Below are 26,228 nucleotides of genomic sequence, written 5' to 3'. Positions count from 1 at the left end.
AGCATTCCCAAAAGGTCTTAACTACCTCTGGAGGAGGAGATAGTCCGGTGAGGACGAGATAGGTAGTGGATAGATTTTATTTATGGCTGGGGCGCGATCGCCACCACCCTCGGCAGAGCGCCAACGCATTCTCCTGGCTATGGCAGACCACCGGGTAATCGAGTTGAGGACGATTCAAAATAAACAGAGAAATATTGAGCTGTTCAGCCGCCGCGCGCTTGATATCTTCTCCCCCAGGTGCGCCAGAGGCTTTGGTAATGACCTGAGTAATACCCCACTGCTGCCAGAGTGCACGTTCTAGATCGGCAGTAATAGGAGGGCGCAGGGCAATCAGGCGATCCGGGGTGAAGCCTGCTGCTAAAGCCGCTTCCAACGCTACCGGCGACGGCAAAATACGGGCGAACAGGGTAGCCTGAGCCTGCCAGGGGGTGAAGTGGTGCAGCCAGCGATAGCCGAGGGTGAGCAACGTCCGCTGTTCTAACAGAAGCTCAGGGGTGAGCACAGCATGGAGGTCTTCTATATAGTGAATGCGCCCGTTGGAAGAGGGCGCTATAGCCGGACGTTCGTAACGCCAGTAGGGGAGGTTGAGGGTCTGGGCAGCAGCGATCGCACCCTTTGAAATCTCTACCGCAAACGGATGCGACGCATCTAGCACCGCCCCGATCCGCTGAGTCTGAATAAACTCCCCCAGCGCTGCCACATCCAACCCACCGACTAGAACCTTTAGATAGGTGCTCTTTTTATAGGCATGCTGTGCGGCCACCGTTGTCACCGTCACCAGACAGGAAATGTGCTCCGCCGCTAGGGCTGAGGCCAACTCCACCGCCTCCCCTGTACCCCCAATCACCCATAGCACTGAACCTCGATTGCCCACAAATTCCCCCCGCTCTCGTGTGTTCTTCCCGAGCCGTAAAAATGCGTTTTTCCATCCTTTCGCCTCAAAAGATTGCAGCAGACTCGCGGGTCTGTCCCTACACTCTGCTACCCTTTCCCTCATGATCTGCCTAGCCCGGCCATGAACCAACTGCTGCTGATTCCTATTGTTGCGTTTGCCAAGCTGCTGACCCTGGCCCTACGGGTATCGGGTCGGGGGTCAGGTACTGCGCTGCCAGGTTACCTTGTAGGCCGCTATTTTCCCTTTGTTCTAAAGGCACTGGTCAGCCAAATTCCGGTGGTGGTGGCCATTACCGGCACCAACGGTAAAACCACCAGCCAAACCATGCTCAGCGCCGTGCTTGACCAAGTGCCGCAGGCTAAGGTGCTGCGCAACAAAGCCGGGGCCAACCTTAGCCAGGGTATTTTGTCAGAGCTACTCAAGCAGAGTAACGCCGTTGGTCGCCTCGACTTTACCCATGCGGTTCTTGAAGTCGAAGAGGCTACCCTGCCCCGCATCGCCAGACTGATCAAACCCAATATCATTGCCGTCACCAACCTCTACCGCGACCAGCTCGATGCCTACGGCGAGATCGATCGCACCGAAAAGTTAATTCGCGATGGCATTGCCCAATGCCCTAGCGCCGCCGTGGTCGTCAATGGCGACGATCCCCGCACCTCTCGCCTCACTCAGGGGCTGGGGAATGCCACCTACTTTATGTCTCTCGCCCCGGAGTACGCCCGGTTTTTGCCTTATGAAGGCAAGCTCAACAGCCGCGTCCCCGGCAGTCAGGGGCTAGAGGCGACAAATATCCACATCAACGAAGACTTGACCACCGATTTCTCAGTTCAAGGGCAAATTAATAATGAGAGGGTGAACCTGCCCCAGGCCAAAACGGTGTCGCCAGGGTTCTTTCATGTGTATAACGCGCTGACTGCGATCGCGATCGCCAACCTACTGGGCATAGACGGAGCCACTGCGATCGCCGGGCTCAAAACCTTCAAACCAGCCTTTGGCCGTGGCGAAATTCTCACCCGTCAGCAGGGCGATAAACAGGTCAACTATCGCCTGCTGCTGGTGAAAAATCCCGCCAGTTTTAGCCTCAGCCTAGAGCTGCTGCGCAACATCCCCGCTCTTAAACTCATTCTTGCCATCAACGACAACACCGCCGACGGCAAAGACGTCTCCTGGCTGTGGGATAGCGAGCTAGAACGGCTCAACCACGCCGATATTGACTGGATTCTCTGCACCGGCATTCGCGCTAAAGATATGGCGGTGCGGCTCAAATACGCCCTGGATGCTTCCCTCAGTCCTATCCCCGCCGAAGAATCCATTCGCCAGGTAACTGATTTATCGTTTGAAAAAGCTGGCTCCGGCGACACAGTCTTTGTACTGCCTACCTACACCGCCATGCTCGAATTCCGCAAGCTCATGGGCAAAACTTTGGATGTGCTCTAAGGCTTTGCCCCCTAAACCCCAACCCCGTCTCAACTCAAAATTCACAATTCAAAACTCCTCCATCCTCCCCATTCCTCTCTCCTCCCATGCCCTACGCCCTCACCATCACCCACCTCTACCCTGACTACCTCAACCTCTACGGCGACACCGGTAACCTCATCGTGCTGCGCCGCCGCTGCCAGTGGATGGGCATTAACTGCACGGTAAACGCTCTGACGATGGGAGAGATAGCGCAAAGTGGCCAGACCGATTTTTACTTTATGGGCGGCGGCCAAGATACTGACCAGGTGGCGGTAGTCAACGACTTCCACCAGCTCAAGCACGAGGCCATTCGGGCCGATACCGAAGCAGGGGTGGTGTTTCTGGGGGTGTGCGGGGGCTACCAGCTCATGGGCAACACCTTTTTGATGGGCAATGGTGAAGAAACTCAGGGTTTAGGCATTATCAACGTCAACACCCGTGCGCCCGGCACCGACGTCAAGCAGCGGTGCATCGGCAATCTAATCGTCGAAATCGATCCTGCTACCTACGCCGAGATGCAGACAATGTATGCGGCTTCCCGAACCATTCCTCGAACCCTCGTGGGGTTTGAAAACCATTCAGGGCAAACTTACCCAAGCGACGGCGTACAGCCTTTAGCCAAAACCATCGCTGGCTTTGGCAACAATGCCACCGCTGAGTACGAAGGAGCGCGCTACAAAAACGTCTTTGGCAGCTACATGCACGGGTCGCTGCTGCCTAAAAACCCACATTTTGCCGACTATCTAATTGGGTTGGCCCTACGCCGCAAGTACGCCGAGGCCAACCTCACGCTGCCCGCCCTGGCTGACACCGAAGAATTTGCCGCCCACGAGTCTGTGATTCAGCGCTATGGCTAACCCTCAGCTATGAAGGCAACTCCCAAAATACTGGTAGGCCAACGAAAAAGTCCGTGGCTGGCGGTCAACTTATCGGCAGCGCTGCCTGGTATGGGGCAAATTTACCACGGTGCGATCGCCCGTGGTTTATTTATCGTCGTGGCTCATCTAGGGCTCGTTGTCTTCATCTTCTGGTCGATCTTTGCGCCTCGGGGCAACACCCTGCGAGGGCTAATCACCCTCATCCCATTGTTCAGTCTCTACATATTCAATTTGTGGGATAGTCACCATGCTGCCAAGCAAGGCATTACTCTCAACAAGTTCAGCCCATTGCGCTACCAATCTAGCGATCCTTGGTACCCCGTATTTCTCTCCCAGATATTACCGGGGCTAGGGCACCTGTTTTTGCAGCAAGCCATCGTAGGGGGGATGCTGCTGATCTTGGGCATTCTCACGGCCTACCTGGCCAACTTCAACCCAGCTCTGCTACCCATACCGCCCATAATTTGGGCGATAGGTTGCGGATTGGTCTACCGAGCTGCTCCCGCCCGTCAGCGTCAGTGGAGCTGGCTAGGAGGGTTGCTTGTGACAGTGCTGATCACCCGTCTGGCGATCAGCTCTATCCCATTTGTCGTGCCGCAGAAAGTGGTGCAGTGCATTGTGCCCAGCGAGTCGATGCTGCCCACGCTAGAAGTGCGCGATCGCATCTTCGTCCGCCCTCGCCCTTTTGGGCATCCCCTAGCTGTGGGCGACATCGTTGTCTTTTCCAACCCCGAGCGCACTCCAATTGAACAAGCCGGAGAACTCAAAAATTTAATGGTAAAACGGGTCATTGCTCTACCCGGTCAGCAGGTAGAGATCCGCAACGGCCAAGTTTGGCTTGATGGCATCCCTCTAATCGAATCCCTTCTGGTCGAGCCTATCCTTTATCAATGGGGTCCAAAATCAGTACCCAGTGACCACCTGTTTGTACTTGGCGACAACCGCAACAACAGTCGTGATTCCCACGTATGGGGGTTTCTGCCCCGAGCTCACGTGGTAGGCAATGCCTACAAAATCTATTGGCCACCCCAACGAGTACAGCCTTTACCTTAGCTAGAAATGTTCTCAAATAATTTAGTCGTTCACCATAAGTTTAAGTTATTAATTCTCCAGCTTTTCCAGAGTTAGATTAATTCTCTACCAAGGTATTTTGAGCGTAATTTTGTCTACCAAGGCTAATGTGAACAGCTCCCGCTATATTTATGTAGTTTTCACATGCTGCCTATCTGACTTCACCGACTGCTCACAATCATCGTCCGGGTCGGGGCTAAGCTAGCCAGCAGGCGTATCTTGGGAAAGCCTGAATATGCATATAGTCACTACACAAAGGGCTTTACGTCCTGCTTAGGCACACCGACACACTCTAGTGATGACTTTATTAGTCCTAAAGCACACAACTTCATGATCAAGTTAAAAACTCGTTAATGCGATTGAAGACAGCAGTTAGAGTGTAGAAATCTGACGTAAGCTACGACAAGAATACTTAAGTTAAAGACGGGCTTAATCCAACTTGATCCCCAGCTCTACGACTAAATATAATTCATAAAAAAAGAGGATTGTAAATTGACATAGGTAGACTTTTATCGGAACAAATGAGTTGGGGTTCAGCTCAGTTTCCGCAAGTTGAGCACATCGGTTCGAAGGCCAAAACTTCCTAGTTTATTAATTTCTAGAGGGTTTATGAAAGCAGTTATATTAGCTGGCGGTTTAGGTACTCGTCTAAGTGAAGAGACCAGCATTAAGCCAAAGCCTATGGTCGAAGTTGGAGGATATCCAATCCTCTGGCACATTATGAAAATTTATTCTGCCCACGGCATTAACGATTTTGTCATTTGTTGTGGTTATAAAGGCTACGTCATCAAAGAGTATTTTGCCAACTACTTTTTGCACATGTCTGACGTCACCTTTGACCTCCGCTACAACCAGATGAATGTGCACACAGGCAATGCTGAGCCTTGGAAAGTGACGCTGGTAGATACCGGTGAAAACACTATGACTGGAGGTCGGTTAAAGCGAGTTCGGGAGCACATTGGCAACGAGCCCTTTTGCTTTACCTACGGAGACGGGGTTGCCGACGTCAACATCACCGAGCTGATTGAGTTCCACAAGCAGCAAAACACCCTTGCCACCCTCACGGCAGTTCAGCCTCCTGGGCGCTTTGGAGCGATCGCCTTACACGAAGGCCAAACTGTCATCGAATCCTTTGCCGAAAAAGCTGACGGCGACGGCGCTTACATCAACGCTGGCTACTTTGTGCTAGATCCCCAAGTAATCGACTTCATCGCTGACGATACAGTGATGTGGGAGCACGAACCAATGCGGAAATTAGCCTCTATGGGTCAGCTGTCGGCCTTCCGCCATGACGGTTTCTGGCAGCCGATGGATAGTTTGCGCGACAAAAACATGTTGGTCGATCTGTGGCAAGCCGGAAAAGCTCCCTGGAAAGTTTGGTAATTCTTAAATGCTAATCTGCCTGGCATGCTAGGCCCAAAAAATCACCAGCATTTATTCCCACCTAACTTTTGATTCAGTCCCTTGATCTGACTGGGAGCATTGGCATGATTTTTGAAGAAACATCCTTGTCGGGAGCCTTTACGGTTTCCCTAGACAAACGAGGAGATGATCGCGGCTTTTTCTCGAGAGCGTATTGCACTCAAGAGTTCGAGAGCCAAGGGCTAAAACCGGTCGGTATTCAGTGTAATCTGGCTTCAAATTATCTCAAGGGCACACTACGAGGCCTACACTATCAGGTGCCCCCAGCAGCGGAAGCCAAGTTTTTTCGCTGTATCCAGGGAGCCAACTACCACGTCATTGTGGATATGAGGCCAGAGTCTCCCACCTATCTAAAGCACTTCGGCGTTGAACTGTCGGCGGAGAATCGCTTGGGCCTATACGTGCCAGAGCTATTTGCCCACGGCTATCAGGCACTGACCGATGGGTCAGAAGCGTTCTATATGGTTAGCGAGTGCTACACCCCTGGCTGCGAGCGCGGCCTGCGCTACGACGACCCAGCCTTAAACATTCGCTGGCCCTTGCCCGTGACCACCATCTCCGACAAAGACACCGCCTGGCCCTTGCTCCCCAGTCTACTCACCATCTAACCCGAGGTCTTTTCTATGATCATTGTTGATACAGCGCTCAAGGCGCGTCACGAAGCCGGTAACCCAGTGCGCGTTGGCCTGTTGGGGGCAGGGTTTATGGGGCGGGGGGTGATTAACCAAATTGTTAATTACACCCCCGGCATGGTGCTCACCGCGATCGCCAACCGCACAGTAGACACCGCCGTTGAGGCCTACGCCAAATTTGGTGTAGAAAATGTCAAGGTCGTCTCCACCCTGGGCGACATGGAAGATGCGATCGCCCGGGGCTACTCCGTCGTCACCGACGACCCGACTTTACTCTGCCAGTCCGACAGCATTGACGTGCTGATCGAGGCGACAGGCCACGTAGAATATGGCGCTCGGGTTACCCTGGCGGCGATCGAGCACAAAAAGCCCATGGTGCTGATGAACGCCGAACTCGACGGCACCGTTGGCCCTATTCTCAAAGTCTACGCCGACCGGGCTGGAGTGATCATTACCGGCTGCGACGGCGATCAGCCCGGTGTGCAGCTCAATCTCTACCGCTTTGTTAAGAGCATTGGCCTCAACCCCTTGCTCTGCGGCAACATCAAAGGTCTGCAAGACCGCTACCGCAACCCCACCACCCAGGAGAGCTTTGCCAAGCAGTGGGGCCAAACCGCCCACATGGTAACCAGCTTTGCCGATGGCACAAAAATCTCCTTTGAGCAGGCCATTGTCGCCAACGCCACCGGCATGAAAGTGGCCCAGCGGGGCATGCTGGGCTACCACTCGAAAGGCCACGTCGATGACATGCTCGATCTCTACGACGTAGAGCAGATGAAGTCCCTTGGCGGCATTGTTGACTACGTGGTCGGGCCAAAGCCTAGCCCCGGCGTGTTTGTCTACGCCACCTGCAACGAGCCGACCCAGGCCCACTACCTCAACTACGGCAAGCTTGGAGAAGGCCCGCTCTACAGCTTCTACGTGCCCTATCACCTGACCGTCTTTGAGGTGCCACTGTCGGCGGCTCGGGTGGCACTGCTGAACGATGTCATCATCGCGCCCCTAGGAGCTCCGGTCGTAGACGTAATCACGACCGCCAAAATCGATCTTGAGGTTGGCCAAACTTTGGATGGCCTGGGTGGTTACCACACCTATGGCCAGTGCGAAAACGCCGACATTGTCAACCAGGACAATCTTTTACCCATGGGCTTAGCCGAAGGCTGTCGCCTCAAGCGCCCTGTCGCGAAGGATCACGTCCTTACCTATGACGACGTTGAGATCCCGGCGGACAGCGTTGCCCATCGGCTGCGGGCGGAGCAAAATGCCTACTTTGCCAAGGCTAAAGTAGCTGCAGCGGTGTAGCTAGTTGTAGCCTTCTTCAGCGGAGTTTTGATCCATGCCCACGGCCACAGGCGGCTGGGCAAGGGCACCCAATGGGGGTGTCCGCCCATGCCTTATCCTGCTCATCTCTAATTTCTACTTTCTATAAGGAAACTGTAATGGTTCAAGCACCGAGTCTAGCCTCTTTAAATACTGCGGAAGACGTTATCCAGGCTGACCTAACCTATATCTGCAATCACCTATCGGAAGAATTTGCCACCCTGTCGGGTAAAAACCTGTTGATTACCGGCGGCGCTGGGTTTTTGGGCTACTACCTGGTGCAGTCTGTGCTGCACTGGAATGAAGTTAATGCCACCGCTAAGCCCATTCACCTGACCATCTACGACAACTACATTCGGGGCGTGCCCGAGTGGTTGACCGACCTATCTAGCAACCCCCACCTGGAGCTGGTCAAGCACGACATCACCAACCCTCTGCCTGAGAATGTTGGTGATTTCCAGTTCATCATTCACGCGGCCTCGATCGCATCACCGACGTTTTACCGCAAGTATCCCATCGAGACGATGGATGCGAACGTCAACGGGCTGCGCTACCTGCTGGAGTACTGCCTACAGCAAAAAGCCAAGGGCACGCCGGTAGAGGGCTTTTTGTTCTATTCCACCAGCGAAATCTACGGCGACCCCAGCCCCGAAAATATCCCCACCCCCGAGACCTATCGCGGCAATGTGTCCTGCACTGGGCCTCGGGCCTGCTACGACGAGTCGAAGCGCTACGGCGAAACCCTATGTGTCAACTTTGCCATGCAGCACGAGTTGCCTATCAAGACCGCACGCCCCTTTAACAACTACGGGCCGGGTCTAAAAATCACCGATCGCCGGGTACTGCCCGACTTCGCCCGAGACATCTTCAACGGCCGCGACATCGTCATGCTCTCCGATGGTGCCCCGACCCGCACCTTCTGCTACATCGCCGATGCGATCGTCGGCTACTACAAAATCCTGGTCAAAGGGCACCCCGGTGAAGCTTACAACATCGGCGTTGAAACCCCCGAGATCTCGATGGCCAACCTGGCAGAGCGGGTCGTTGAGATTGCCCGTGACCAGTTTGACTACGGCGGTCAAGTTGTACGCCAGACAAGCGCCGACCAAGACTACCTGATCGATAACCCTAACCGCCGCTGCCCCATTATCGATAAGGCCCGCGATCATTTGGGCTACGACCCCAGCATCACCATTGACGAAGGGCTGAAACGCACCATGGTTTGGTATTCCGGCAATCGCGAAGCAGAGGACGCATAAATGAAAATATCTGTTGTGGGAACGGGCTACGTCGGCCTCGTGTCGGGCACCTGTCTGGCTGAGAAAGGTCACGATGTTCTCTGTGTCGATATTGACCAAGCCAAGGTCGATCAGATCAATCAGGGCATTCCGCCCATCTACGAGGCTGGCCTAGAGGACATGCTCAAGGCCAACGTGGGTACCCGACTGCGGGCCACTACTGACCTACGGACGGCGGTGATGGAATCACAAATTTCCCTAATTGCCGTGGGTACTCCCTTTCGGGGCGATGAAATTGACCTGAGATTTATTGAGACTGTGGCTCGCCAGATTGGCGAAGTGCTGAAGGATAAGGCTGACTACCATGTAGTCGTGGTTAAGAGCACCGTTGTGCCAGGCACCACCGATGAAGTTGTGCTCTCCATTCTGGAAGAGGCCTCTGGCAAAAAGGCCGGGGCTGACTTTGGCGTCGGCATGAACCCCGAATTTCTCAAAGAAGGCGAGGCGATTCCTGACTTCATGTACCCCGATCGCATCGTGCTAGGCGGCATTGACGATCGCACCCTAGCCATTATGCGGGAAATGTACAGCGTGTTCGAGGGGGTTGACCAGCTCGAAACCAACTGTAAAACCGCTGAGATGATCAAGTACACCGCCAACTCCCTGCTGGCGACCATGATTTCCTTTGCCAACGAAATCGGCAATCTCTGTGCCGCCGTCGGCGGGGTAGATGTGACGGAAGTTACCAAGGGAGTCCACCTCGACAAGCGTCTGACCCCGATTTTGCCCAGTGGCGAGCGCATCGTTCCCACCTTTACCACCTATATTGAGGCGGGCTGCGGCTTTGGCGGCAGCTGCTTTCCTAAGGATGTGAAGGCGCTCAACGCCTACGGGGCTAAGAAGGGCATGCCGATGCAGCTGCTCAATGCTGTGATCGATGTGAACGCCGTGCAGTACAAGCAGGTAATGACTCGCCTCGCCAAGCACTTCCCCAACCTGGATGCGGTGCGGGTAGCGGTTTTGGGCCTGGCCTTTAAGCCCGGTACCGACGACATGCGCGAGTCGCCTGCCATCCCCATTGTGCAGGAGCTGCTAGCAGGGTCAGCGAAGGTGAAGGCCTTTGACCCTGTGGCCACTCACGAAGCCCAAAAGATCTTTGAAAACCAGCCCATTCAGTACTGCGACACCCTAGCCGAAACCGTTCAGGATGTGGATGTGGTGTTGCTGCTCACCCGCTGGAATGACTTTAAAGCTCTGCCAGAACTGCTGGGAGGGGTGGCCAATCCTCCCCTAGTGATTGACGGTCGTCGCATGCTCGACAAAAAGGCCTTTGCCCGCTACGAGGGGATCGGTCTATAGAGTTGAGGCTGACTTCAAAATCAGTCAGCCTCAACTCTGTCTCTACCGTTAGGCAAGAACTAAAGGTACCGGGTCAAATTGACTCGGTACCTTTCTTTTTTGGTGACAGCTACATCGCCAATTTCAAGCCTTCCCTTGCTGCGAATCACGATTAAGTCCCCCGTGGCCAGAGTGTAACTGGCTTGGGTTATTGGCTTCCAATTCACGCGCACGTCGCCGCTGTTGATTAGGTCAGCCATTTTGCTGCGCGACATGCCAAATCCGGCGGAGGCTACCGCATCGAGCCGCAGGGAGGCTTCGACGGTAGTGAGGTCTTTTTTCTGGGGGGGGCGCACCCGCAGTTGATCCCACTCTAGCGGCTGGGCCTTTACGGGTACAGAGCGGACCTGAGTGAGCGATTGGGTGAGAAATTCTGCTAGTTCAGGCACAACGATCGCCTGTGCGCCCCGCTCGCCAAGAACGATGATGTCGCCTACTTTGTCACGGTGAAGGCCGGTACCGAGCAGCGCCCCCAAAAAGTCGCCATGACTGGCGGGATCGAACATGAAGTTTCCCCCTACGGTCAGCAACGATAGGGGAATCTGGCTCTGATCGAGGGGAATATCGATCCGAGCGATCGCCAACCGCTGCCGCTCAGCTTGGGGATAACCACCCCAGGCGAGACTGTGAACATCGGTTAATCGTTGGAGCAATGCTGCGGCCTCGATTTGCTCGGGGGGCGACAGAAAGTCGGTAACGACGATATCCCAGGTTTTGATGGCCTGGTCGGCTTGGTCTAAGACACGGGCTAAACAGTCGTGGTTGTCGATCGATTTCAGCAGATCATCCTTGGGCAGCATGGGCAGAAAGCGTTTAGCGACAGATCAGTAGTTCAGTAATGGGGTGGACTTGGGCAAACCCAACCTTCGGGCACTGATCCTAGCTTACTGTCAGGCAGACCTGGGGGAGAGGAGGGAAACCAGGTGGCTATGTTGTGGCTGGATAAATCTGGCCTTTCGACATAAACACCTAGTTTCTGCAGCGGTAGTTAGTTTGCGATCGCTTCAATTACCTCCTTGCGCTTAGCGTAAATGCTCTTTAGGTGGCGCTTCACGGTATTAACGGTAATGTAAAGCTCCCGGCCGATTTCATCGTAGGTGCGATTGGCCCGGCGCAGCACCCACACGGCTCGTTCACGGGGGGTGAGGTTATACTGCACCGCCTCAAGCATGGCAGAGGCATGGGCCGCGTAGGTCTGATTTTCTAAAGAAATCAGCAGATAAGCACTGGTCGTGGCAGGCAGTTCGAGCCACTGAATACGGGCTCGAATTTGATGACCAGAGCACGACCTAAACTCTTGAGTGAGCACTAGTAGGGTTTCGGGGTAAAACTCACGGCTTTCTTGGAGGTGCACGCACATAGCCCTAAGGCTGGGGGGCAGAAAGTTGGAGCTATCACCGCCGCTGAGATCGCGGCAGAGGGCTCGACCCTTCTGATTGCTGTGGATGCAGGTGCCGTCTTCGGTTAAGACCAAAATTCCATCAACAAAGCCTTCAAGCACGGCGCTGAGCAGAGGTAAATTGGCCTGGGCTGCTGGGGGGGCAATAAAACGAGCATTAGAGAGAGTGGTGGATGAACTCATAGTGACCATGGGGCTACCTGGTTTAAGACACAGCAGAGTTAAGGGAGTCATCCGGGAACACAGCCGGTTAAGTTGCGCTGGGATGTTTTGCGCTGGAGTTGGCGATAAGGAGAACCTCAACCTGGAAGGTGGGATCTCCGTACACGAGGGACAGTTTTCTAAGTGGTTTCTACAGGGTCGCAGCGGCGGCGAAGGTGAATTGCCCGTGGAAAAACGGTTAAAGCTGACAGATTCTTCACCAAGATGAAGCGTTGTTCTGGAAAATCTGGCAAGTTTCTATGGGAATTTACTAACTTTTTAAGTCAATCTACTGGCCTACAGAAACCGCTTTCGGATTAAAGGGCTTACGTGGATGCTGTTTCGCCGTGTTCTGAGCCGGGGGCAGCAAGGGCTCGGTAGCTACCAAAGCGTCCTGCCCGATCTGCTGTGCTGGCCGCTAAGTCATTGACGCAGTCCGCGGAGACGGTTGAAAAAATATGCGCTTGTCTATATTGTTATGGGCGTTCTACTGGGTTAGGGGCCATAGCAGCGATATGATATCGGCCAATCGACGACTGTTACAGCGTTTGCGGGGGAGCGTGATGGCCGCTGCGATCGCACTTCCTCTCCTCTCTCCAGCCCTGCATGTGGCGAGCTATGCCCAGGACGCACCGCCAGCGGCGGCAGAGACCGCCCTTAACCAAGGGTTGACCCTTGTTCAGCAAGGGAAAATTGACGAGGCTTTAGCTCAGTTTCAGCAGGCGGCAACCCTTGACCCTACCCTGGCCGCTGCCCACTACAACATTGGCCTAGCGCTGCGCCAAAAGGGTGAGCTGCAAGAGGCAGCCTCCGCCTTCTGGGCCGCGATTCGAGCCGATCCACAGTTTGCACTGGCCTACGCAAACCTAGGCGGGGCTCTAATTGAGGGCAATAACCTTGACCAGGCAGAACAGTATTTGCAGCGGGCGATCGCAATCCAGCCCGACCTGGGCAATGCCCACTACAATCTGGGCTTGGTTTACCAATCTCAGGGGAAGTTTCCCGAGGCGCTGGCGGCGTTCGAGCGGGCAGGTCAATATAGCCCCAATGCCCCTGAATCGTTTTTGCAGCGGGGCATTATCTACCTACAAACCGAGCGCAACGCCGAGGCCGAGGCTGTGCTGCAACAAGCTCTGACGCTTCAGCCCCGCTACGCCCAGGCCCACTACAACTTGGGAATTGCTCGATTTAACCAGGGTCAAACCGAAACCGCTCTCAACTCGTTTCGCATAGCGACTCAAATCAACGGCGGTTATGCCGACGCCTACTACAGTGCTGGGTTAGCGTTTATTCAGCTCAGTCGTTTTGATGAAGCCCGCACCGTGCTGGAATATGCCAAGAACCTCTACATCACCATGGGCAACCCAACCTGGGCGGCTAAAGCCCAAAGCCACCTAGGGCAATTGCCCGAGAGCTAGCGGGTTTAGAGAGGGACGGTTTAGCAATTTACGCCACTATTTCACCATCGATGCCCTACCGAAACTTGAGCTTGCGGGAGGCGTAGAGGCACATTTTCAGCAAAATTAGCCCTTCTCTGACGTGGGCAATGTTTGAGCTACCGTAGGTGCGGGGCTGGTAGCGGATTGGCACTTCTACAATGTGGAGGTTGAGCTTGGCGGCCCCAAACAGTAGGTCAAAATCGCCAAAGGGGTCGAAGTCGCCAAAGTAGCTGCGCCCGGCAGCAATGCGCTGGTAGTCACGCCGCCACAGCACTTTGGTGCCGCAGAGGGTGTCTTTAAGCGGCTGCTCTAGCAAAAACGAAAAGAGTAGAGCAAAAATTTTGTTAGCCACCATATTGAGCCAGGGCATGGCGGTCTTGGAGCGAGGGTAAACCAACCGTGAGCCGTTGGCAAATTCTCCCCGTCCTGAGGCCAACACCTCGACAAAGTGGGGCAGATCTTCTGGGGGAACGGTCAAGTCGGCATCGAGAATCAGCAGAATGTCGCCGCTAGCCTGATCAAACCCGAGCCGCACTGCATCTGCCTTGCCCCGCCCTGTCTGCTGGAAGGCCTTTAGGGTGAAAGGCCCTCGGTAGGTCTGTACCAAATCTTGAATGGCTGGCCAAGTCTGGTCGCGGGAATGACCTTCAACAAAGATAACTTCGGTGTGAGCACCCAGCTGGGGCAGCCGAGCCACGGCAGCGGCAATGTTTCCCGCCTCGTTTCGAGCGGGGATAATGACCGAGCAGGTCGGCTGCTCTGAACTGGGAACGGATTGAGGCCGAGCCACAATAAAGGTGGTTAGGCACAGGTGCTTGAACACGGGTAGGGGCGCTAGATAGCGATTCACCAGGCCGGCTATCCCCGGCACAAACTTGGGCCAGAGAAACCGATTACCCCGCTGGAGGGGGCGGTAGCCGGTGATGGTGAGCAGGTTAGCCACATCATCCATGCTGAGCCAGTTTTGAGGGGGCTGGGGACGGCGCTGCCCTATTCGTTCGGCTAGGCCCAGCAGAGGTTCCCAAAGGTGGCTGTGGAAGGTGAGAATAAGGCGGGTGTGGGGTTGGCAGAAGGGCTGCAATCGCTGGAGCACAGCTTGAATATCGCCCAGGTAGCCCAGCACTCCTGACAGCAGAATGTAATCGAACTGGCGGTGTTCTAAGGCCAGTTGAGCGGGTTCGAGCGCCTCGGCATCTAGCGTGTAAAAGGCGAACTCAGGATATTTCTGGCTGGCGATCGCCGTCACCGCTGGAGCAAAGTCAATGCCTACCCCAATCGCTGGAGCTGTGGCATGGAGTAGGTCGCCAGTACCGCAGCCGACTTCTAGGACGCGGCTGCCGGGCGGAATAATAAATTGATGAAGCCGAGCCAGATCACCGTAGTAGTAGCAGTTGCGACGACTCCAGCGATCTAGCTCGGGGGCAGTGTAGTCAAAGTAGGCCCGAATATCTTGCTTGAAGTCTTGCTTGGGGGCCTCAAGCAAATTAGTGGAATGGGCTTGAATCACAGACGTTTAGGACTTCTTGAGGGGCTCAGCAGCGTCATCCCGCTCAATGTAAAGGAATAAAAAGGCCATGGCAACAGCGGGAAAAACAAGCCCCACCAAAGGAACCAGAATAGTAGGTAAGAATGCAGCTGGCATAGGGTTTCTACCTCAATAGCAACATCACAGCGTTGAGCATAAGACTACTGCGAATCGGCGTTCTATATGTCTATCTTGTTACAAACTTTCTCACTCGACGAGTTTGCCTCCTCCAAGAGCAGGCGGCTGTGCCACCAGGCCTGGGTTTCGCGATCGAGCTTGGCGGTGTAAAGAGTGGTGACAAAGGACTGGGCTCCATAGCCCTGGCCGACAATTTCAACGCAGTAGGAGGGCGACTTGCGGGTGGCCATATCGGGCACAAACCGCTTGCCGATGCGCCGCCAACTAGGTTCTTTGCCCCGCCACTGAATGCGACAGCAGGGCCAGGGGAGCTGATCGCGATCGAACAGGCGACAGCAGGGACCGACGACGCGGTAGGTAAGGTGGGCCCCTGGGCTTTGAAAAACGTGGCCCGTAGACCAGGGATGCTCTGAGGAGGGCGGCAGGGGCGGTATCATAACAGCATGTAACAAATGGCCAATGTTGAAGTAGTCTACGGGATTTTCTATGGCTGAGCCAATTACTCCAGCGGTGAGCGATCGCATCTGCAAGCACATGAACGACGACCACACCGAAGCGGTTCTTCTTTACGCCACCGCCTACGGCAACCAACCCACCGCCACTGCCGCCGTGATGGAATCTGTGGACCCTCAGGGCATGACCCTGGCAGTGACCGTAGACGGTGCCCCAACTACTGTACGAGTGCCCTTCGACCACACCCTAGAGGGAGCCGAAGATGCCCACCACACCCTAGTTGCCATGCTTAAACAGGCAAAAGCTAGGGCTTAAGCTGAGATCCTTGCTATGAGCGTCTCTATTCAATTTTTGCCCGATGGTGTCACCGTCGAAGCCGAAGCGGGCGAACCCCTGCTGGCGGTAGCCGATCGCGCTGGGGTGAGCATTCCCACCGGCTGCCTCATGGGGTCGTGCCACGCCTGCGAAGTCGATTTGGAGGGGCAAGCAGACCCGATCTGCGCCTGCATTTCGGCGGTGCCGCCGGGCCAGGACAGGCTTGTCGTCAACCTGTATGTCGATCCAACCTGGTAGGCATGCTGGCTAAAACCACTCAGCTATACTCTGAATCCTTTGCCGAACGCCGGGAACAGGCTGCGAGAACGGGACGTAGTGGTTGCGCTGCGATGGTCAAAGACCGGCCTCAAAAAGTCATCGCCCTCTGGGTTGGGTCCTAAACCGTTGCCGCTCGTCACCAACTCCTGTAAATAGCTCCACGCCTGCTGTTGAGCGGCATCCCAACTGAGGTGCTGGCGGTAATGCTGCCAGGCCGAGAGGGCCAGAGCTTGATAACGAGGGTAATCGGCCATGACGGCGGCGATATATTGTGCATAGTCGTTAGCAGTGGCCTCTACCGGGAAGGCGCGGCCGTTAACATCGGTTTGCAACACGGTGGGGATGCCCCCGACGGCGGCAGCCACGCAGGGGAGTCCAGCGGCGTTGGCTTCACTAATGGCGACCCCAAAGGTATCGGCTTTGGTAGGAAAGATTAAAAAGTGGGCGGTGCTCAGGAGGCGAGCAAACTGGGCCTCGCCTTGGGAAGTAGCGCGGTCGATGAACCCAAATGACTGCACAAAGCTGGGGCGATCGCCCGTCCATTTAGGTTCGCAGCCGACGACCCAAAGTTCTGTCTGCACGCCCTGCTGGTTGAGGGTTTGGGCGACCTCTAAGGCCAGCGGCCCGCCCTTGCGCTCCCAGTCAACCCCAAGAAACAGCAATCGGCAGGGGCCGGGGGGCCGCTGTGCGACAGTGGTTTCGATCTCGGTCTGAGTTAGATCTTGGGCTCGGCTAGCGCCTCGGGGAATAATGCGAATTTTGTCGGCGGGCAGACCGTAGAGATCCATCGCTGACTGGGCTGCCCACTGGGAGGTGAGAATGACGCGATCGCACCGCTCCAGGGCCGCCTTCTCTGTAACGTGCAACCGCCGCCGAGTCTCTAAACACAGATTGGTTAGATAGGGGTAAAAATCCACCAAACTGCCCAGCAGAGCATCGGTCCAAAGCACTACAGGCAACGCCGTGCGCACCCGTGCTAAAGGAATCGCATTTTCAGGACAGAGCAGCAGATCAGCCTTAGATCGGGCAAGTTGAGCTTCAAGCTGGCGGGCATAGTAGGACGCAACCCAAGGTTCCACAGGGCTGTAATAGCTCTTCCCCAGCCGTTGGTAAACCAGCCACTTGAGCCGAGTAATGGGCACCTTGCGCCGGGTCAGCGGGCCGAGAAACTCCAGCTCAGCGCCAGCATTTTGCAAAAGGTCGGCAATTTTTTGCCCGGCTCCGTAAAGGCCCAGGTGGCGACGGGGCCAGGTGGCGCGATCGCGCACATCGTAGGTGGTGGCGTAAGCAATTTTCATATGAATAAGGGTTGAGCTATGGCTAGCCCAACCCTCTCAGCGACTCAGCCTAGAATGCCCAGGGAATCTCATCCGGCAACGATTGTTAAATAAGGCGAATCCAGTAGCGATCGCGCCCTCTTCTTTTTGCTTGATACAGCGCGGCATCGGCGGCGGCAATCAGGGCTTCGGGCGACTGGTCTGCCGTGGGCACCACGCTGGCGATGCCAATGCTGATGGTGAGGTAGTCGCTCACAGACGATTGAGGGTGAGCGATTTTGAGGGCGGCAACTTCCTCTTGAAGGGCCTTGGCGACAATCTCAGCCCCAACGCGGCGGGTGTTGGGCAGCACCACCGCAAACTCTTCGCCCCCGTAGCGGGCCAGCAGGTCGGCAGCGCGCTTGACGGCACGGGTGGCAGCGGCGGCGATCGCGATCAACGCCTCATCCCCCTGCTGGTGGCCCAGGCAGTCGTTGTAGGGTTTGAAGAAATCGACATCAAACATAATCAGCGACAGGGGCTGCTGCTCGCGCACCATGCGCTGCCACTCTTGCTCCAGGTACTCGTCAAAGCGGCGGCGGTTGGGAATGTGGGTCAGCCCATCTAGAGTAGCCAGGCGCTCTAGGGTTTCGTTGGCCTCAGTCAGGGCGGTTTCCATCCCCTTGCGATCGGTAATGTCGATGCAGTTAGTGATCACGCCATTGACGGTGCCGCTGGCATCCTGGAAGGGGCTAATCACAACCTGATACCAGCGGCGAACGCCACCTCGGTCGATCACTTCCTGCTCACCCTGGTAGGGAATTTGAGTCGCAATCACCTGTTGAAGAATGCGGTGCTGCTGGATGGCCTCAAAACTCGAAACGTTGGGGTTAACATCGGTGTCAAGCTTGCCCACCATATCGGCGGGAGTAATGCCGTGCAGGCTGGCGCTGGCCCGGTTGGCCATCTGCACCCGGCCCTGACGGTCTTTGACCACAATGATGCTGGGAATGCTGTCGATCACGTTCTGCAGAAACTGACGCTGGCGAGCGATTTCCGCCTCGGCCTGCTTGCGCTCCGTAATGTCGCGCACGATCGCCAATACCTGGTCAGGGCCACTGGTGACAATCCGAGCTTCTTCATAGCGCCAGCCGTCGGCCGTCGAAAAGCGATATTCGTAAACCTGAGGTTCGCCGGTTTGTAGCGCCAGCCTAATGTAGTGCATGCGCTCGGCAACCATGTCGGCGGGGAGCACCTCATGCATGGGTCTGCCGACATGGGCGCTGGGTTCAGCAATCAAGTTGACCGCTCCGGCATTCATCACGTCGAGGCAGACGCCGTCGCCGGAGAACCGCACCAGCAGGTCGGGAATCGCCTCTAGAATAATTCGCTGGGTGGCCTCGGCTTGGTGTAGAGCAGCGGTGCGATCGGCTACCTGGCGCTCCAGGGTTTGGTTGTAGTCGGCCAGCAGCGTTTGGGCCTGCTTGCGGGTGGTGATGTCTTGAAAGGCAGCGATCGCATATTCCACCTGCCCCCCCTGGTCAAAGATAGGGGTCGTCACCATCTCAATAGGTATAGCCTGATTGCCGGGCCGCAGCTCAATATCGTCGGCCCAGCCAGGCTGCCCTCGCAGCGCATGGGCAATGGGCAGCGCCGCAGTCGGGTAGCGCTGGCCAGTGCTGGCCTGGTAGGCAATGCAGGTTTCGTCTAGGCCAAGCGACGGGATCGAGGGCATGTCTTCAAGACAGAGCAAAATGCGGGCCTGCTGGCTCGCAAACACCATCTGGCCGTGGCGATCGTAGACAGCGATGCCTAGGGGAATGCCGTCTAAAAACTGCCGCCAGCGCCGCTCACTGCGCTTGATCTCGCGGTTGAGGTGCTCTAGCTCGGCAAACGAATCGTGCAGTTTGGCCGCCATGGTGTTAAACGCCCGCGCCAGCTGCCCCAGCTCGTCGGTGCTCTCGATGGGAACCGGGGTTTGCCAATTGCCCTGAGCCGTCGCTTGAATCGCCCGCCGCAGCTGGGAAATGGGTTGTAGCACCCGGTTGACCACCGCCAGCCCCACCACCACCGCGCTGCCAATGACGCCCAGGCTCACCAATGCTACGGCCCAGTTGCCGAGATAAAAGCTCAAAAACCCCAACAGCCCAAATGCACTAACCAGCTGGAGCACAAAAATCGCTACCAACACCGTGCTGAGAGAGAAGGGCTGAAGCAAACGGCTCAATGGTCGGTAAAACGGGAGTTTTGGCACTGGGTTGAGCGGCAATATTAAGTGAAGCAAAACACCCTACCTACCTTTCTAGAATAAAGCGCCTAGACCAGCCCTGAAACATTTGCTGTGCCACATGTTTACAGAAGGTTAGGGCTATGCTTATAGGCCTATCCTAGGGGTTAAGTAAAGGCCAGGCCGTGATCTCAAACAGCCATTTCAGCACTCTGGAGAAACAAGCCAGGTGATTTAAACCAGTTGCAGCGGCAAAGTCTTGGTTCTAGGCGACTCTAGTAAGCTGGTATAAAAAATGCAGAACCGTTCACGGTTTCCTTAAGGACCAACTGACCCAGATTGGAGTCTCTTAGCCTCTCCTTAACCCCAAAGGGGTCTAGGCCTGCAATAGTATAGGGTGTTCATGCTTGCTGGCCTGTAGCGCGATTCTGGTGTCCTCATGTCAAACGCCTATGCTCCAACCTCTACAGCTGTAGCCCTCAAGGCCGAAAATCTCAACGTCTACTACGGCTCTACCTTAGCCGTACGCAATGTAGACTTATTTATTCCTCGAAATGAGATTGTCGCCTTTATTGGCCCCTCTGGCTGTGGCAAGAGTACCGTTCTGCGCTGCTTTAACCGCATGAATGACCTAATCGCGTCGTGCCGGGTAGAAGGCAAAATCACCTTCCAAGGCAGCGATATCTATGCCAAGCAGGTAGACGCCGTAGAACTCCGCCGCAGGGTTGGCATGGTGTTTCAAAAGCCCAACCCTTTTACTAAGTCAATCTACGAAAACATTGCCTGGGGCGCTCGTATTAATGGCTACCAGGGCGATATGGACGAGCTAGTGGAAACATCTCTGCGCAAGGCCGCCGTGTGGGATGAAGTGAAAGACAAGCTTAAGCAGAGTGGCCTATCGCTCTCGGGCGGGCAGCAGCAGCGTCTCTGCATCGCCCGCACGATCGCTATTCAGCCCGATGTCATTTTGATGGATGAACCCTGCTCGGCCCTCGACCCGATCTCGACCATCAAGATCGAGGAAACCATGAAGCAGCTCAAGGAAGACTACACAATCATCGTTGTCACCCACAACATGCAGCAGGCGTCGCGAGTGTCTGACCGCACGGCGTTCTACAATGCCGAGGCCACTGGCAAGGGGAGCAAGGTTGGCTATCTGGTGGAGTACGACCATACCGAAGTCATATTTAACAACCCTCGCGAGCAGTTTACCCGCGACTACGTGTCGGGCCGTTTCGGCTAGGTTTGCCCAATAACGCTTGGTTGTGAACCGTGTGGTTGCTGTAGATAACCACACGGTTCATTACTTTAATAGCTCGGGTGAGCAGATGATTATGGTGAGACAAGCCCCTTGATACCTGAGCGTCGTAACTTTTAGAGGCCATACAACCAGGCAATCAAAAGTGGCGTTATCACCGTCAAAATTATGTTGAGGGGCAAACCGACTCGGGTAAAGTCAAAGAATTTATAGCCCCCCGGGCCATACACCATCGTGTTGGTCTGGTAACCGATGGGCGTGATGTAGCTGTTAGAGGCAGCAAAGGTAACAGTAAAAATAAAGGCCATGGGGTTCAACTCTAAACTTGTTGCTACCCCCGCTGCGATCGGAATCATTAAAATGACAGCAGCATTATTTGAGAGCAGTTCGGTCAGAAGATTAGTCACCAAATAAAAAATCATCAAGAGGACGATGCCCGATGCTCCACCGCCAATGGCGGCTAGCTGCTGCGCCAGCCAGTCGGTGGTACCAGAGTTTTCCATGGCTGTGCCGAGGGGAATCAACCCGGCCAGCAAAAAAATGACGTCCCACCGCACCGAACCATAGATTTCTCCTGGTTTGAGGCAGCCTGTAATCACCATTGCCATCACCCCCATCAGAGCAGTGACGAGAATAGGAGCCCAGTTTAAGGCGGCACCCACAATTACGCCCAGGATGATGGCGATCGCAATCCAGGCCTTGTCAACCCGCAGGCCCTCAGCCTCCCGCTGCTCCAGAACCAGTAGCTCTCGGGTGGTTTGCAAGCCGGTAAAGCTGCTCTGGGGACCTTGCACCAGCAGCAAGTCACCGAAGCGGAGGGGAACTCTGCCCATGCGATCGCGCACCAGTTCTTCGCCGCGGCGGATAGCTAGCACTGTGGCGTTGTAGCGTTGGCGAAAGCGCATTTCCTTAAGGGTGGAGCCGACCAAGCGAGAATTTGACAGAATCAACACCTCAGCAATGTGCTCTTCGCCGGTATCTAGCTCATCTGCAAGGGGTGGTTGGCCAAATTTGACCTCGGGCAGAATGTCTAACCCGCGCTGATCTTTGAGGCTAAGCAGTTCATCCCGGCCGCCTCGAATGAGCAGTAGGTCGCCCGCTTGCAGCACCTTGTCGGCTAGGGGTTGAGCAAAGTGGCTGCCATCGCGAATGATCTCCAGCACGTCTATGTCAAATTTCCGCTGAATCTCGCTCGCCTTTAAGGTCTGGCCAATTAGGGTTGAGCGTGGGGTAATGACCACCTCACTCATGTAGTCTTTCAACTCGTAGTTGGCCAAATTGGGAGACGACGATTTGCGATCGGGCAAGAGCCTGGGGGCAAATAGCGATAAGTAAGCCAAACCCACGATAAACGTGATGACCCCGACTGCGGTGAACTGAAACAGCCCAAATTCCCCATAGCCCAGGTCTTTAGACACTCCGCTGGCCAAAATATTAGTTGACGTACCGATCACCGTAATCATGCCACCTAGCACCGTGACGTAGGACAACGGGATCAGCAGCTTCGACGGAGAAATATTCTGCTTTTTGCACCATTCTTCTACAATCGGCAGAAAAACGGCCACCACAGCTGTGTTATTGATAAAGGCCGTAATCGGCCCCACCAATATACCCATCACAAAAATCTGCCGAGAAGGCTCCTTGCCTCCCCATTTCATCAGCCAGTTTCGCACGATCTGAATGACACCCGTTTTAGCGATGCCAGCGCTCAGGATGAACATGAGCATGACAGTAATGGTGGCTGCGTTCCCAAACCCGGCGATGCCTTCCTCAGGCGTAACTAGCCCTAAAACGATTAATACAGTGGCGATCGCCAGGGCGGTCAAATCTACCGGTAGCCACTCTGCCACGAAGGCGATCAGAGAGCAGATTAGAACCACCAGCATCAGAAAAATAGGATTTTGAATAAAGTCCATGCCCATTTGAAGCTTAGATTAAGCTTAAGTTTTGCACACCGCGTGCTTGAAACGGTTGAGGTTCACCTGAAATCCATCTAGCTTTTTTCTGGTTTCGAACTAAAGTACAAACTTGCTGCATAGCGGCGCAATGTCCTTACGACCACAGGACTTTGAGGGATATTGCAACAGCAGTTATCGAACAGTGATTGCTGTCTTTCAATAATTGACCTCAGCAACTCTCTTTGTCTAATTTGGTCTGACGGATAGTGAGAATGTTTTCCTGAGCTTGCGTACTGGGTTAGGAGCAACCTGATCTGGCCCTACAATTAGGTTCTAAGGTAGTACTATCCTCCAACGATTTTTCTTAAAAGCCTATGACTAGCCCCGATGTTTCGACCTCGGCGCCGGGCTCGGCGGCCGTTCCCAAGCCCAATCTGAGCCTCTTGACCATGCTGCGTCTGGGGGTGTTCAACATGGGTTTGGGCATTATGTCGCTGCTCACCCTGGGGGTGCTCAACCGGGTGATGATCGAAGAGCTGCGAGTACCGGCGTTGGTGGCAGCTGGGGCCATTGCGGTACACCAGTTTATGGCCCCAGCTCGGGTATGGTTTGGCCAGATGTCTGACTCTAGGCCAATTTTTGGCCACCACCGCAGCGGCTATATTTGGCTTGGCATTGTGACGGTGGCGGTGACAGCGTTTTGCGCGTTGCAGGTGGTGTGGCAAATTGGCAGCCGCATTGCTGAGGAAGGTTGGGGGCCAGCGGTATACCCCTGGGTGGGGCTGCTGGGGCTACTGTTTGCGGTCTATGGCCTGGCGTTGAGTGCCACCTCTACCCCATTTACGGCGCTGCTGGTAGATGTGTCGGATGAAGACTCGCGATCGCGCCTGGTGGGCATTGGCTGGGCCATGCTGATGGTAGGCATTATCGCCGGGGTGATTATCACCTCTATTGTGCTGAAGCCAATTGAGCTGAATGCCCCCTTTGATCAGGTGCGCAGTGCAGTGAATCGGCTGTTTGTGATTGCCCCGGCGGTGGTGTGCGTGCTGGCGGTGGTGAGCACCTACGGCATTGAGCGTAAATATTCGCGGCTAACCCAGCGATCGTCACTGCGCGATCGAGAAGACAGCCTCACCCTCGGTCGGGCTCTCAAAATTCTCACCGCCAGCCGGCAGACGGGGCTGTTTTTCACCTTTTTGCTGGTGCTTAGCCTCAGCCTGTTTATGCAGGATGCGGTGCTGGAGCCCTACGGTGGCGAAGTCTTTGGCATGACCATTGCCGAAACCACCCAGCTCAACGCCGCCTTTGGCCTGGGCACGCTGCTGAGCATTATTGTCAGCGGCTGGCTGATAGTGCCCCGCCTAGGCAAAAAGCGTACGGTGGTGCTGGGCTGTAGCTGGGCAGCGGTGTGCCTGGTAGGTATTACTCTGTCAGGGCTGACGGGCAGTCCGGCGATTTTGCTGACGGCGGTATTTCTGTTTGGCACGGCCTCTGGCATTCTCACCCTGGGGGCGATCGTGCTGATGCTGGATCTGACGGTGGCGGAGACAGCGGGCACCTTCATTGGGGCTTGGGGGTTGGCTCAGGCGATCGCCCGAGGTAGCGCCACAGTCATTGGCGGCGGCGTGCTCGATCTGGGTCGCGCTATCCTGAGAAGCTTTAATGGAGCGGCGGAAGTGGGGCAGCCCCAGGCATTTTTGGCCTACGGGCTGGTGTTTACCCTGCAAGCGATCGGGATGCTGGTCGCGATTTGGCTGCTCAGCCGGGTGAATATTCAAGAGTTTCAAGCCAATGCCAAGGCGGCGATTACCGCTGCGATGGAAAGCGATATGGATTGAGCATGTCACAAAATTTTTGGGATGAGGTGCTGGCTTTTGCCCAGGCGACCACAACAACCGTGGGGCAAAAGCTGCTCGAAGACTTTGGCCAGGTGCAGGCCGATTTAAAGGCCGATGGCAGTCTGGTAACGCGGTGCGATCGCTGGGCCGACGACACCCTGCGCACCGCCATAGCGGCAAACTTTCCTGACCATGGCGTGCTCAGCGAAGAGGTGGAGCACATTTTCCCCGCCACCGACTGGTGCTGGATTATTGACCCCATCGACGGCACCACCAACTTCACTCGCGGCATTCCGGTGTGGGGCATTTCCCTAGGGTTGCTATATCGAGGCACCCCAGTCTTTGGCTTTGTAGCCATGCCGCCTTTAAACCAATCCTTCTACGGCTACTGGCCGGCAGATAGCGGTCTAGACATGCCCAGCGGAGCCTTCTGCAACGGTCGCCCCATCCACAGCAGTGAGGCAACCCCCGACAAAACTCAGTTCTTTAGCCTCTGCGCCCGCAGCACCGCAGTGCTGGAGAAACCCTTTCCCTGCAAGATTCGCATGCTGGGCTCAGCAGCCTATAACCTGCTGATTGTGGGGGCCGGGTGGGCGATTGGCGCAGTAGAAGCGACGCCCAAAATCTGGGATATTGCGGCGGTGTGGGCGATCGCCCAAGCCGCCGGAGCCACCTGGGTACCGCTAGATGACGTAGAACCTTTTCCGCTGGAAATAGGCAAAGACTACAGCACTCGGCCCTACCCCACGCTGGCCACAGCCCAGGCTCCCTTGGTAGAAGGCTTCCGGCCGTTGGTGCAGCAAGTGGCCAATCGTTAGGCGGCATCCTTGGGGCATGCAGAAAAGCCCAGAATCACAGGGACTCGGTGACGGCAGGATGCACAAACTGCTTGCCGCAGACTTTGCACAGGTAGCACTGCTTGCCCCGCCGCCGCCCGTTTTTAGCCAGCTCCTGAGATTTACAGTGGGGGCAAATCATTACATCCATTACATGGCCGTGGATCTGATCGCCTACATAGGGAGTCAGGTACGCGGCCATGAGCACAGGAATTTGCTGCACAAGGCGATCGCGCTTTTCTTCATCGGGCTGTCGCAGTGCCGCTAAAATCAACGCATTGCAGCTGTGGACGCAGACCTCCGCCAAGAGATCGCGCCGCTCCGTTGGCAGGTCTGGGTTGCGCTGGTGCAGGATGGCAGAGAGAAATGCGATCGCCTCCTGGGTCAGGCTGTCGTCGATGGTTTGGAAGCGATCGCGCGCCGTGTAAAACTGCACAAACATCACCCGTGACACCGGCTGCTCAAACAACGCCACCACACCAGCGGTTAGCTGAGCCAGCATCTCCTTCAGCGGCAGTCGCCAAAATTCTTGGGCATTGGCCTGGCCCCACATAACCTGCACCCGCTCCAGGTGACGTAGTTCCATGGCGTTAAAGATCGCCGCTTTATCAGGGAAAAACTGATACAGCGATCCGATCGCTGTGCCCGCCCGCTCCGCAATCTGGTGAGTAGTCGCCGCCTCATAACCCACTTCATCAAAGACCAAGGCAGCGGCCTCTAGAATCTTTTCGACCCGCTGTTGGCCCCGGCGCTGCTTAGGCTGACGACGCAGACTGCTTGACGAATGCGAGTCATTTGTCATATTTTTAAAACACGATGAATTTCTCACAATTTTATATCTATCGGAGGCCTCT

Annotated in this window: 23 protein-coding genes and 2 pseudogenes; 14 read left to right on the top strand and 11 right to left on the bottom strand. The window is 55.5% G+C overall.

All coding sequences use genetic code 11. The annotated features are described in order from the left end of the window. Window positions 1–76: 76 nt before the first annotated feature. Window positions 77–874 carry a cobalt-precorrin-6A reductase gene (locus H6F57_RS12915; RefSeq protein ID WP_313933625.1) on the bottom strand — a complete coding sequence of 266 codons (798 nt, stop codon included), beginning with the start codon at window positions 872–874 and terminating at the stop codon, window positions 77–79. A 141-nt stretch (window positions 875–1,015) separates the two neighbouring features. Here H6F57_RS12915 and H6F57_RS12910 point away from each other — a divergent pair, with 141 nt between their 5' ends. The 8 genes from H6F57_RS12910 to H6F57_RS12875 all read left to right on the top strand — a co-directional run bounded on the left by H6F57_RS12910 (window position 1,016) and on the right by H6F57_RS12875 (window position 10,273). After that, window positions 1,016–2,332: a Mur ligase family protein gene (locus H6F57_RS12910; RefSeq protein ID WP_190629138.1), complete on the top strand. Its 1,317-nt coding sequence runs from the start codon at window positions 1,016–1,018 to the stop codon at window positions 2,330–2,332. Between the two features lie 86 nt (window positions 2,333–2,418). Then, window positions 2,419–3,210 (top strand): glutamine amidotransferase, encoded by a 792-nt coding sequence (locus tag H6F57_RS12905; RefSeq protein ID WP_190629137.1) that lies wholly within the window; start codon window positions 2,419–2,421, stop codon window positions 3,208–3,210. Window positions 3,211–3,219: 9 nt separating this feature from the next. After that, window positions 3,220–4,284 (top strand): signal peptidase I, encoded by a 1,065-nt coding sequence (gene lepB, locus H6F57_RS12900; RefSeq protein ID WP_190629136.1) that lies wholly within the window; start codon window positions 3,220–3,222, stop codon window positions 4,282–4,284. 627 nt (window positions 4,285–4,911) lie between these two features. Next, complete coding sequence (rfbF, locus tag H6F57_RS12895) at window positions 4,912–5,685, top strand: glucose-1-phosphate cytidylyltransferase (RefSeq protein ID WP_190629135.1); 774 nt, start codon at window positions 4,912–4,914, stop codon at window positions 5,683–5,685. 104 nt (window positions 5,686–5,789) lie between these two features. Next, a complete protein-coding gene (locus H6F57_RS12890) occupies window positions 5,790–6,332 on the top strand; it encodes a dTDP-4-dehydrorhamnose 3,5-epimerase family protein (RefSeq protein ID WP_190629200.1) in 543 nt (180 codons plus the stop codon). A gap of 15 nt (window positions 6,333–6,347) precedes the next feature. After that, window positions 6,348–7,658 carry an NAD(P)-dependent oxidoreductase gene (locus H6F57_RS12885; RefSeq protein ID WP_190629134.1) on the top strand — a complete coding sequence of 437 codons (1,311 nt, stop codon included), beginning with the start codon at window positions 6,348–6,350 and terminating at the stop codon, window positions 7,656–7,658. 137 nt (window positions 7,659–7,795) lie between these two features. Then, window positions 7,796–8,935 carry an NAD-dependent epimerase/dehydratase family protein gene (locus H6F57_RS12880; protein WP_190629133.1) on the top strand — a complete coding sequence of 380 codons (1,140 nt, stop codon included), beginning with the start codon at window positions 7,796–7,798 and terminating at the stop codon, window positions 8,933–8,935. Further along, window positions 8,936–10,273 (top strand): UDP-glucose/GDP-mannose dehydrogenase family protein, encoded by a 1,338-nt coding sequence (locus tag H6F57_RS12875; RefSeq protein ID WP_190629132.1) that lies wholly within the window; start codon window positions 8,936–8,938, stop codon window positions 10,271–10,273. Between the two features lie 59 nt (window positions 10,274–10,332). Here the strand turns inward: H6F57_RS12875 and H6F57_RS12870 are convergent, their stop codons facing one another. Next, a complete protein-coding gene (locus tag H6F57_RS12870) occupies window positions 10,333–11,112 on the bottom strand; it encodes a photosystem II S4 domain protein (RefSeq protein ID WP_190629131.1) in 780 nt (259 codons plus the stop codon). A gap of 188 nt (window positions 11,113–11,300) precedes the next feature. Further along, on the bottom strand, window positions 11,301–11,903 hold the full coding sequence (locus H6F57_RS12865; RefSeq protein ID WP_190629130.1) for a helix-turn-helix transcriptional regulator: 603 nt from the start codon (window positions 11,901–11,903) through the stop codon (window positions 11,301–11,303). A 524-nt stretch (window positions 11,904–12,427) separates the two neighbouring features. Between H6F57_RS12865 and H6F57_RS12860 the strand changes: the two genes are divergently transcribed. Next, window positions 12,428–13,330, top strand: a complete 903-nt coding sequence (locus H6F57_RS12860; RefSeq protein WP_199289833.1) for a tetratricopeptide repeat protein — start codon at window positions 12,428–12,430, stop codon at window positions 13,328–13,330. Between the two features lie 55 nt (window positions 13,331–13,385). On the opposite strand, the gene H6F57_RS12855 is transcribed toward H6F57_RS12860, so the two are convergent. From H6F57_RS12855 to H6F57_RS12845, 3 genes are all read right to left on the bottom strand, one after another. Continuing rightward, window positions 13,386–14,834: a glycosyltransferase gene (locus H6F57_RS12855; RefSeq protein WP_190629196.1), complete on the bottom strand. Its 1,449-nt coding sequence runs from the start codon at window positions 14,832–14,834 to the stop codon at window positions 13,386–13,388. Between the two features lie 30 nt (window positions 14,835–14,864). Beyond that, complete coding sequence (gene psaI / locus H6F57_RS12850; protein WP_190629129.1) at window positions 14,865–14,993, bottom strand: photosystem I reaction center subunit VIII; 129 nt, start codon at window positions 14,991–14,993, stop codon at window positions 14,865–14,867. 62 nt (window positions 14,994–15,055) lie between these two features. Next, a complete protein-coding gene (locus tag H6F57_RS12845) occupies window positions 15,056–15,451 on the bottom strand; it encodes a hypothetical protein (RefSeq protein ID WP_190629128.1) in 396 nt (131 codons plus the stop codon). Between the two features lie 49 nt (window positions 15,452–15,500). Here H6F57_RS12845 and H6F57_RS12840 point away from each other — a divergent pair, with 49 nt between their 5' ends. Together H6F57_RS12840 and H6F57_RS12835 are read left to right on the top strand one after the other, a co-directional pair. Next, complete coding sequence (locus H6F57_RS12840; RefSeq protein WP_190629127.1) at window positions 15,501–15,782, top strand: DUF2470 domain-containing protein; 282 nt, start codon at window positions 15,501–15,503, stop codon at window positions 15,780–15,782. A 15-nt stretch (window positions 15,783–15,797) separates the two neighbouring features. Beyond that, window positions 15,798–16,040, top strand: a complete 243-nt coding sequence (locus H6F57_RS12835; protein ID WP_190629126.1) for a 2Fe-2S iron-sulfur cluster-binding protein — start codon at window positions 15,798–15,800, stop codon at window positions 16,038–16,040. Between the two features lie 23 nt (window positions 16,041–16,063). On the opposite strand, the gene H6F57_RS12830 is transcribed toward H6F57_RS12835, so the two are convergent. Continuing rightward, window positions 16,064–17,359 (bottom strand): glycosyltransferase family 4 protein, encoded by a 1,296-nt coding sequence (locus H6F57_RS12830; RefSeq protein WP_190629125.1) that lies wholly within the window; start codon window positions 17,357–17,359, stop codon window positions 16,064–16,066. Window positions 17,360–17,444: 85 nt separating this feature from the next. Continuing rightward, window positions 17,445–19,544: a diguanylate cyclase gene (locus H6F57_RS12825; protein WP_190629124.1), complete on the bottom strand. Its 2,100-nt coding sequence runs from the start codon at window positions 19,542–19,544 to the stop codon at window positions 17,445–17,447. 439 nt (window positions 19,545–19,983) lie between these two features. On the opposite strand from H6F57_RS12825, the gene pstB reads away from it, so the two are divergent. Further along, complete coding sequence (gene pstB, locus H6F57_RS12820) at window positions 19,984–20,787, top strand: phosphate ABC transporter ATP-binding protein PstB (RefSeq protein WP_190629123.1); 804 nt, start codon at window positions 19,984–19,986, stop codon at window positions 20,785–20,787. Between the two features lie 131 nt (window positions 20,788–20,918). Here the strand turns inward: pstB and H6F57_RS12815 are convergent, their stop codons facing one another. Then, on the bottom strand, window positions 20,919–22,709 hold the full coding sequence (locus H6F57_RS12815) for an SLC13 family permease (RefSeq protein WP_190629194.1): 1,791 nt from the start codon (window positions 22,707–22,709) through the stop codon (window positions 20,919–20,921). Between the two features lie 365 nt (window positions 22,710–23,074). Between H6F57_RS12815 and H6F57_RS12810 the strand changes: the two genes are divergently transcribed. Together H6F57_RS12810 and H6F57_RS12805 are read left to right on the top strand one after the other, a co-directional pair. Further along, the gene (locus tag H6F57_RS12810; RefSeq protein WP_190629122.1) at window positions 23,075–24,538 is read left to right on the top strand and encodes a BCD family MFS transporter; all 1,464 of its coding nucleotides are present in this window, start codon (window positions 23,075–23,077) and stop codon (window positions 24,536–24,538) included. Between the two features lie 2 nt (window positions 24,539–24,540). Continuing rightward, complete coding sequence (locus H6F57_RS12805; protein WP_190629121.1) at window positions 24,541–25,356, top strand: inositol monophosphatase family protein; 816 nt, start codon at window positions 24,541–24,543, stop codon at window positions 25,354–25,356. A 61-nt stretch (window positions 25,357–25,417) separates the two neighbouring features. On the opposite strand, the pseudogene H6F57_RS27570 reads toward H6F57_RS12805, so the two are convergent. Beyond that, window positions 25,418–25,516: pseudogene (locus H6F57_RS27570) on the bottom strand (TetR/AcrR family transcriptional regulator); the annotation flags it as partial. A gap of 57 nt (window positions 25,517–25,573) precedes the next feature. After that, window positions 25,574–26,176, bottom strand: a pseudogene (locus tag H6F57_RS27565) (TetR/AcrR family transcriptional regulator); the annotation flags it as partial. Window positions 26,177–26,228 lie beyond the last annotated feature (52 nt).

It is taken from the genome of Leptolyngbya sp. FACHB-60 (assembly GCF_014695775.1).
GTDB lineage: Bacteria > Cyanobacteriota > Cyanobacteriia > Phormidesmidales > Phormidesmidaceae > Nodosilinea.
The sequence above is the reverse complement of the archived record's forward strand: the minus strand, read 5'-3'. Positions and strand labels throughout refer to the sequence as shown.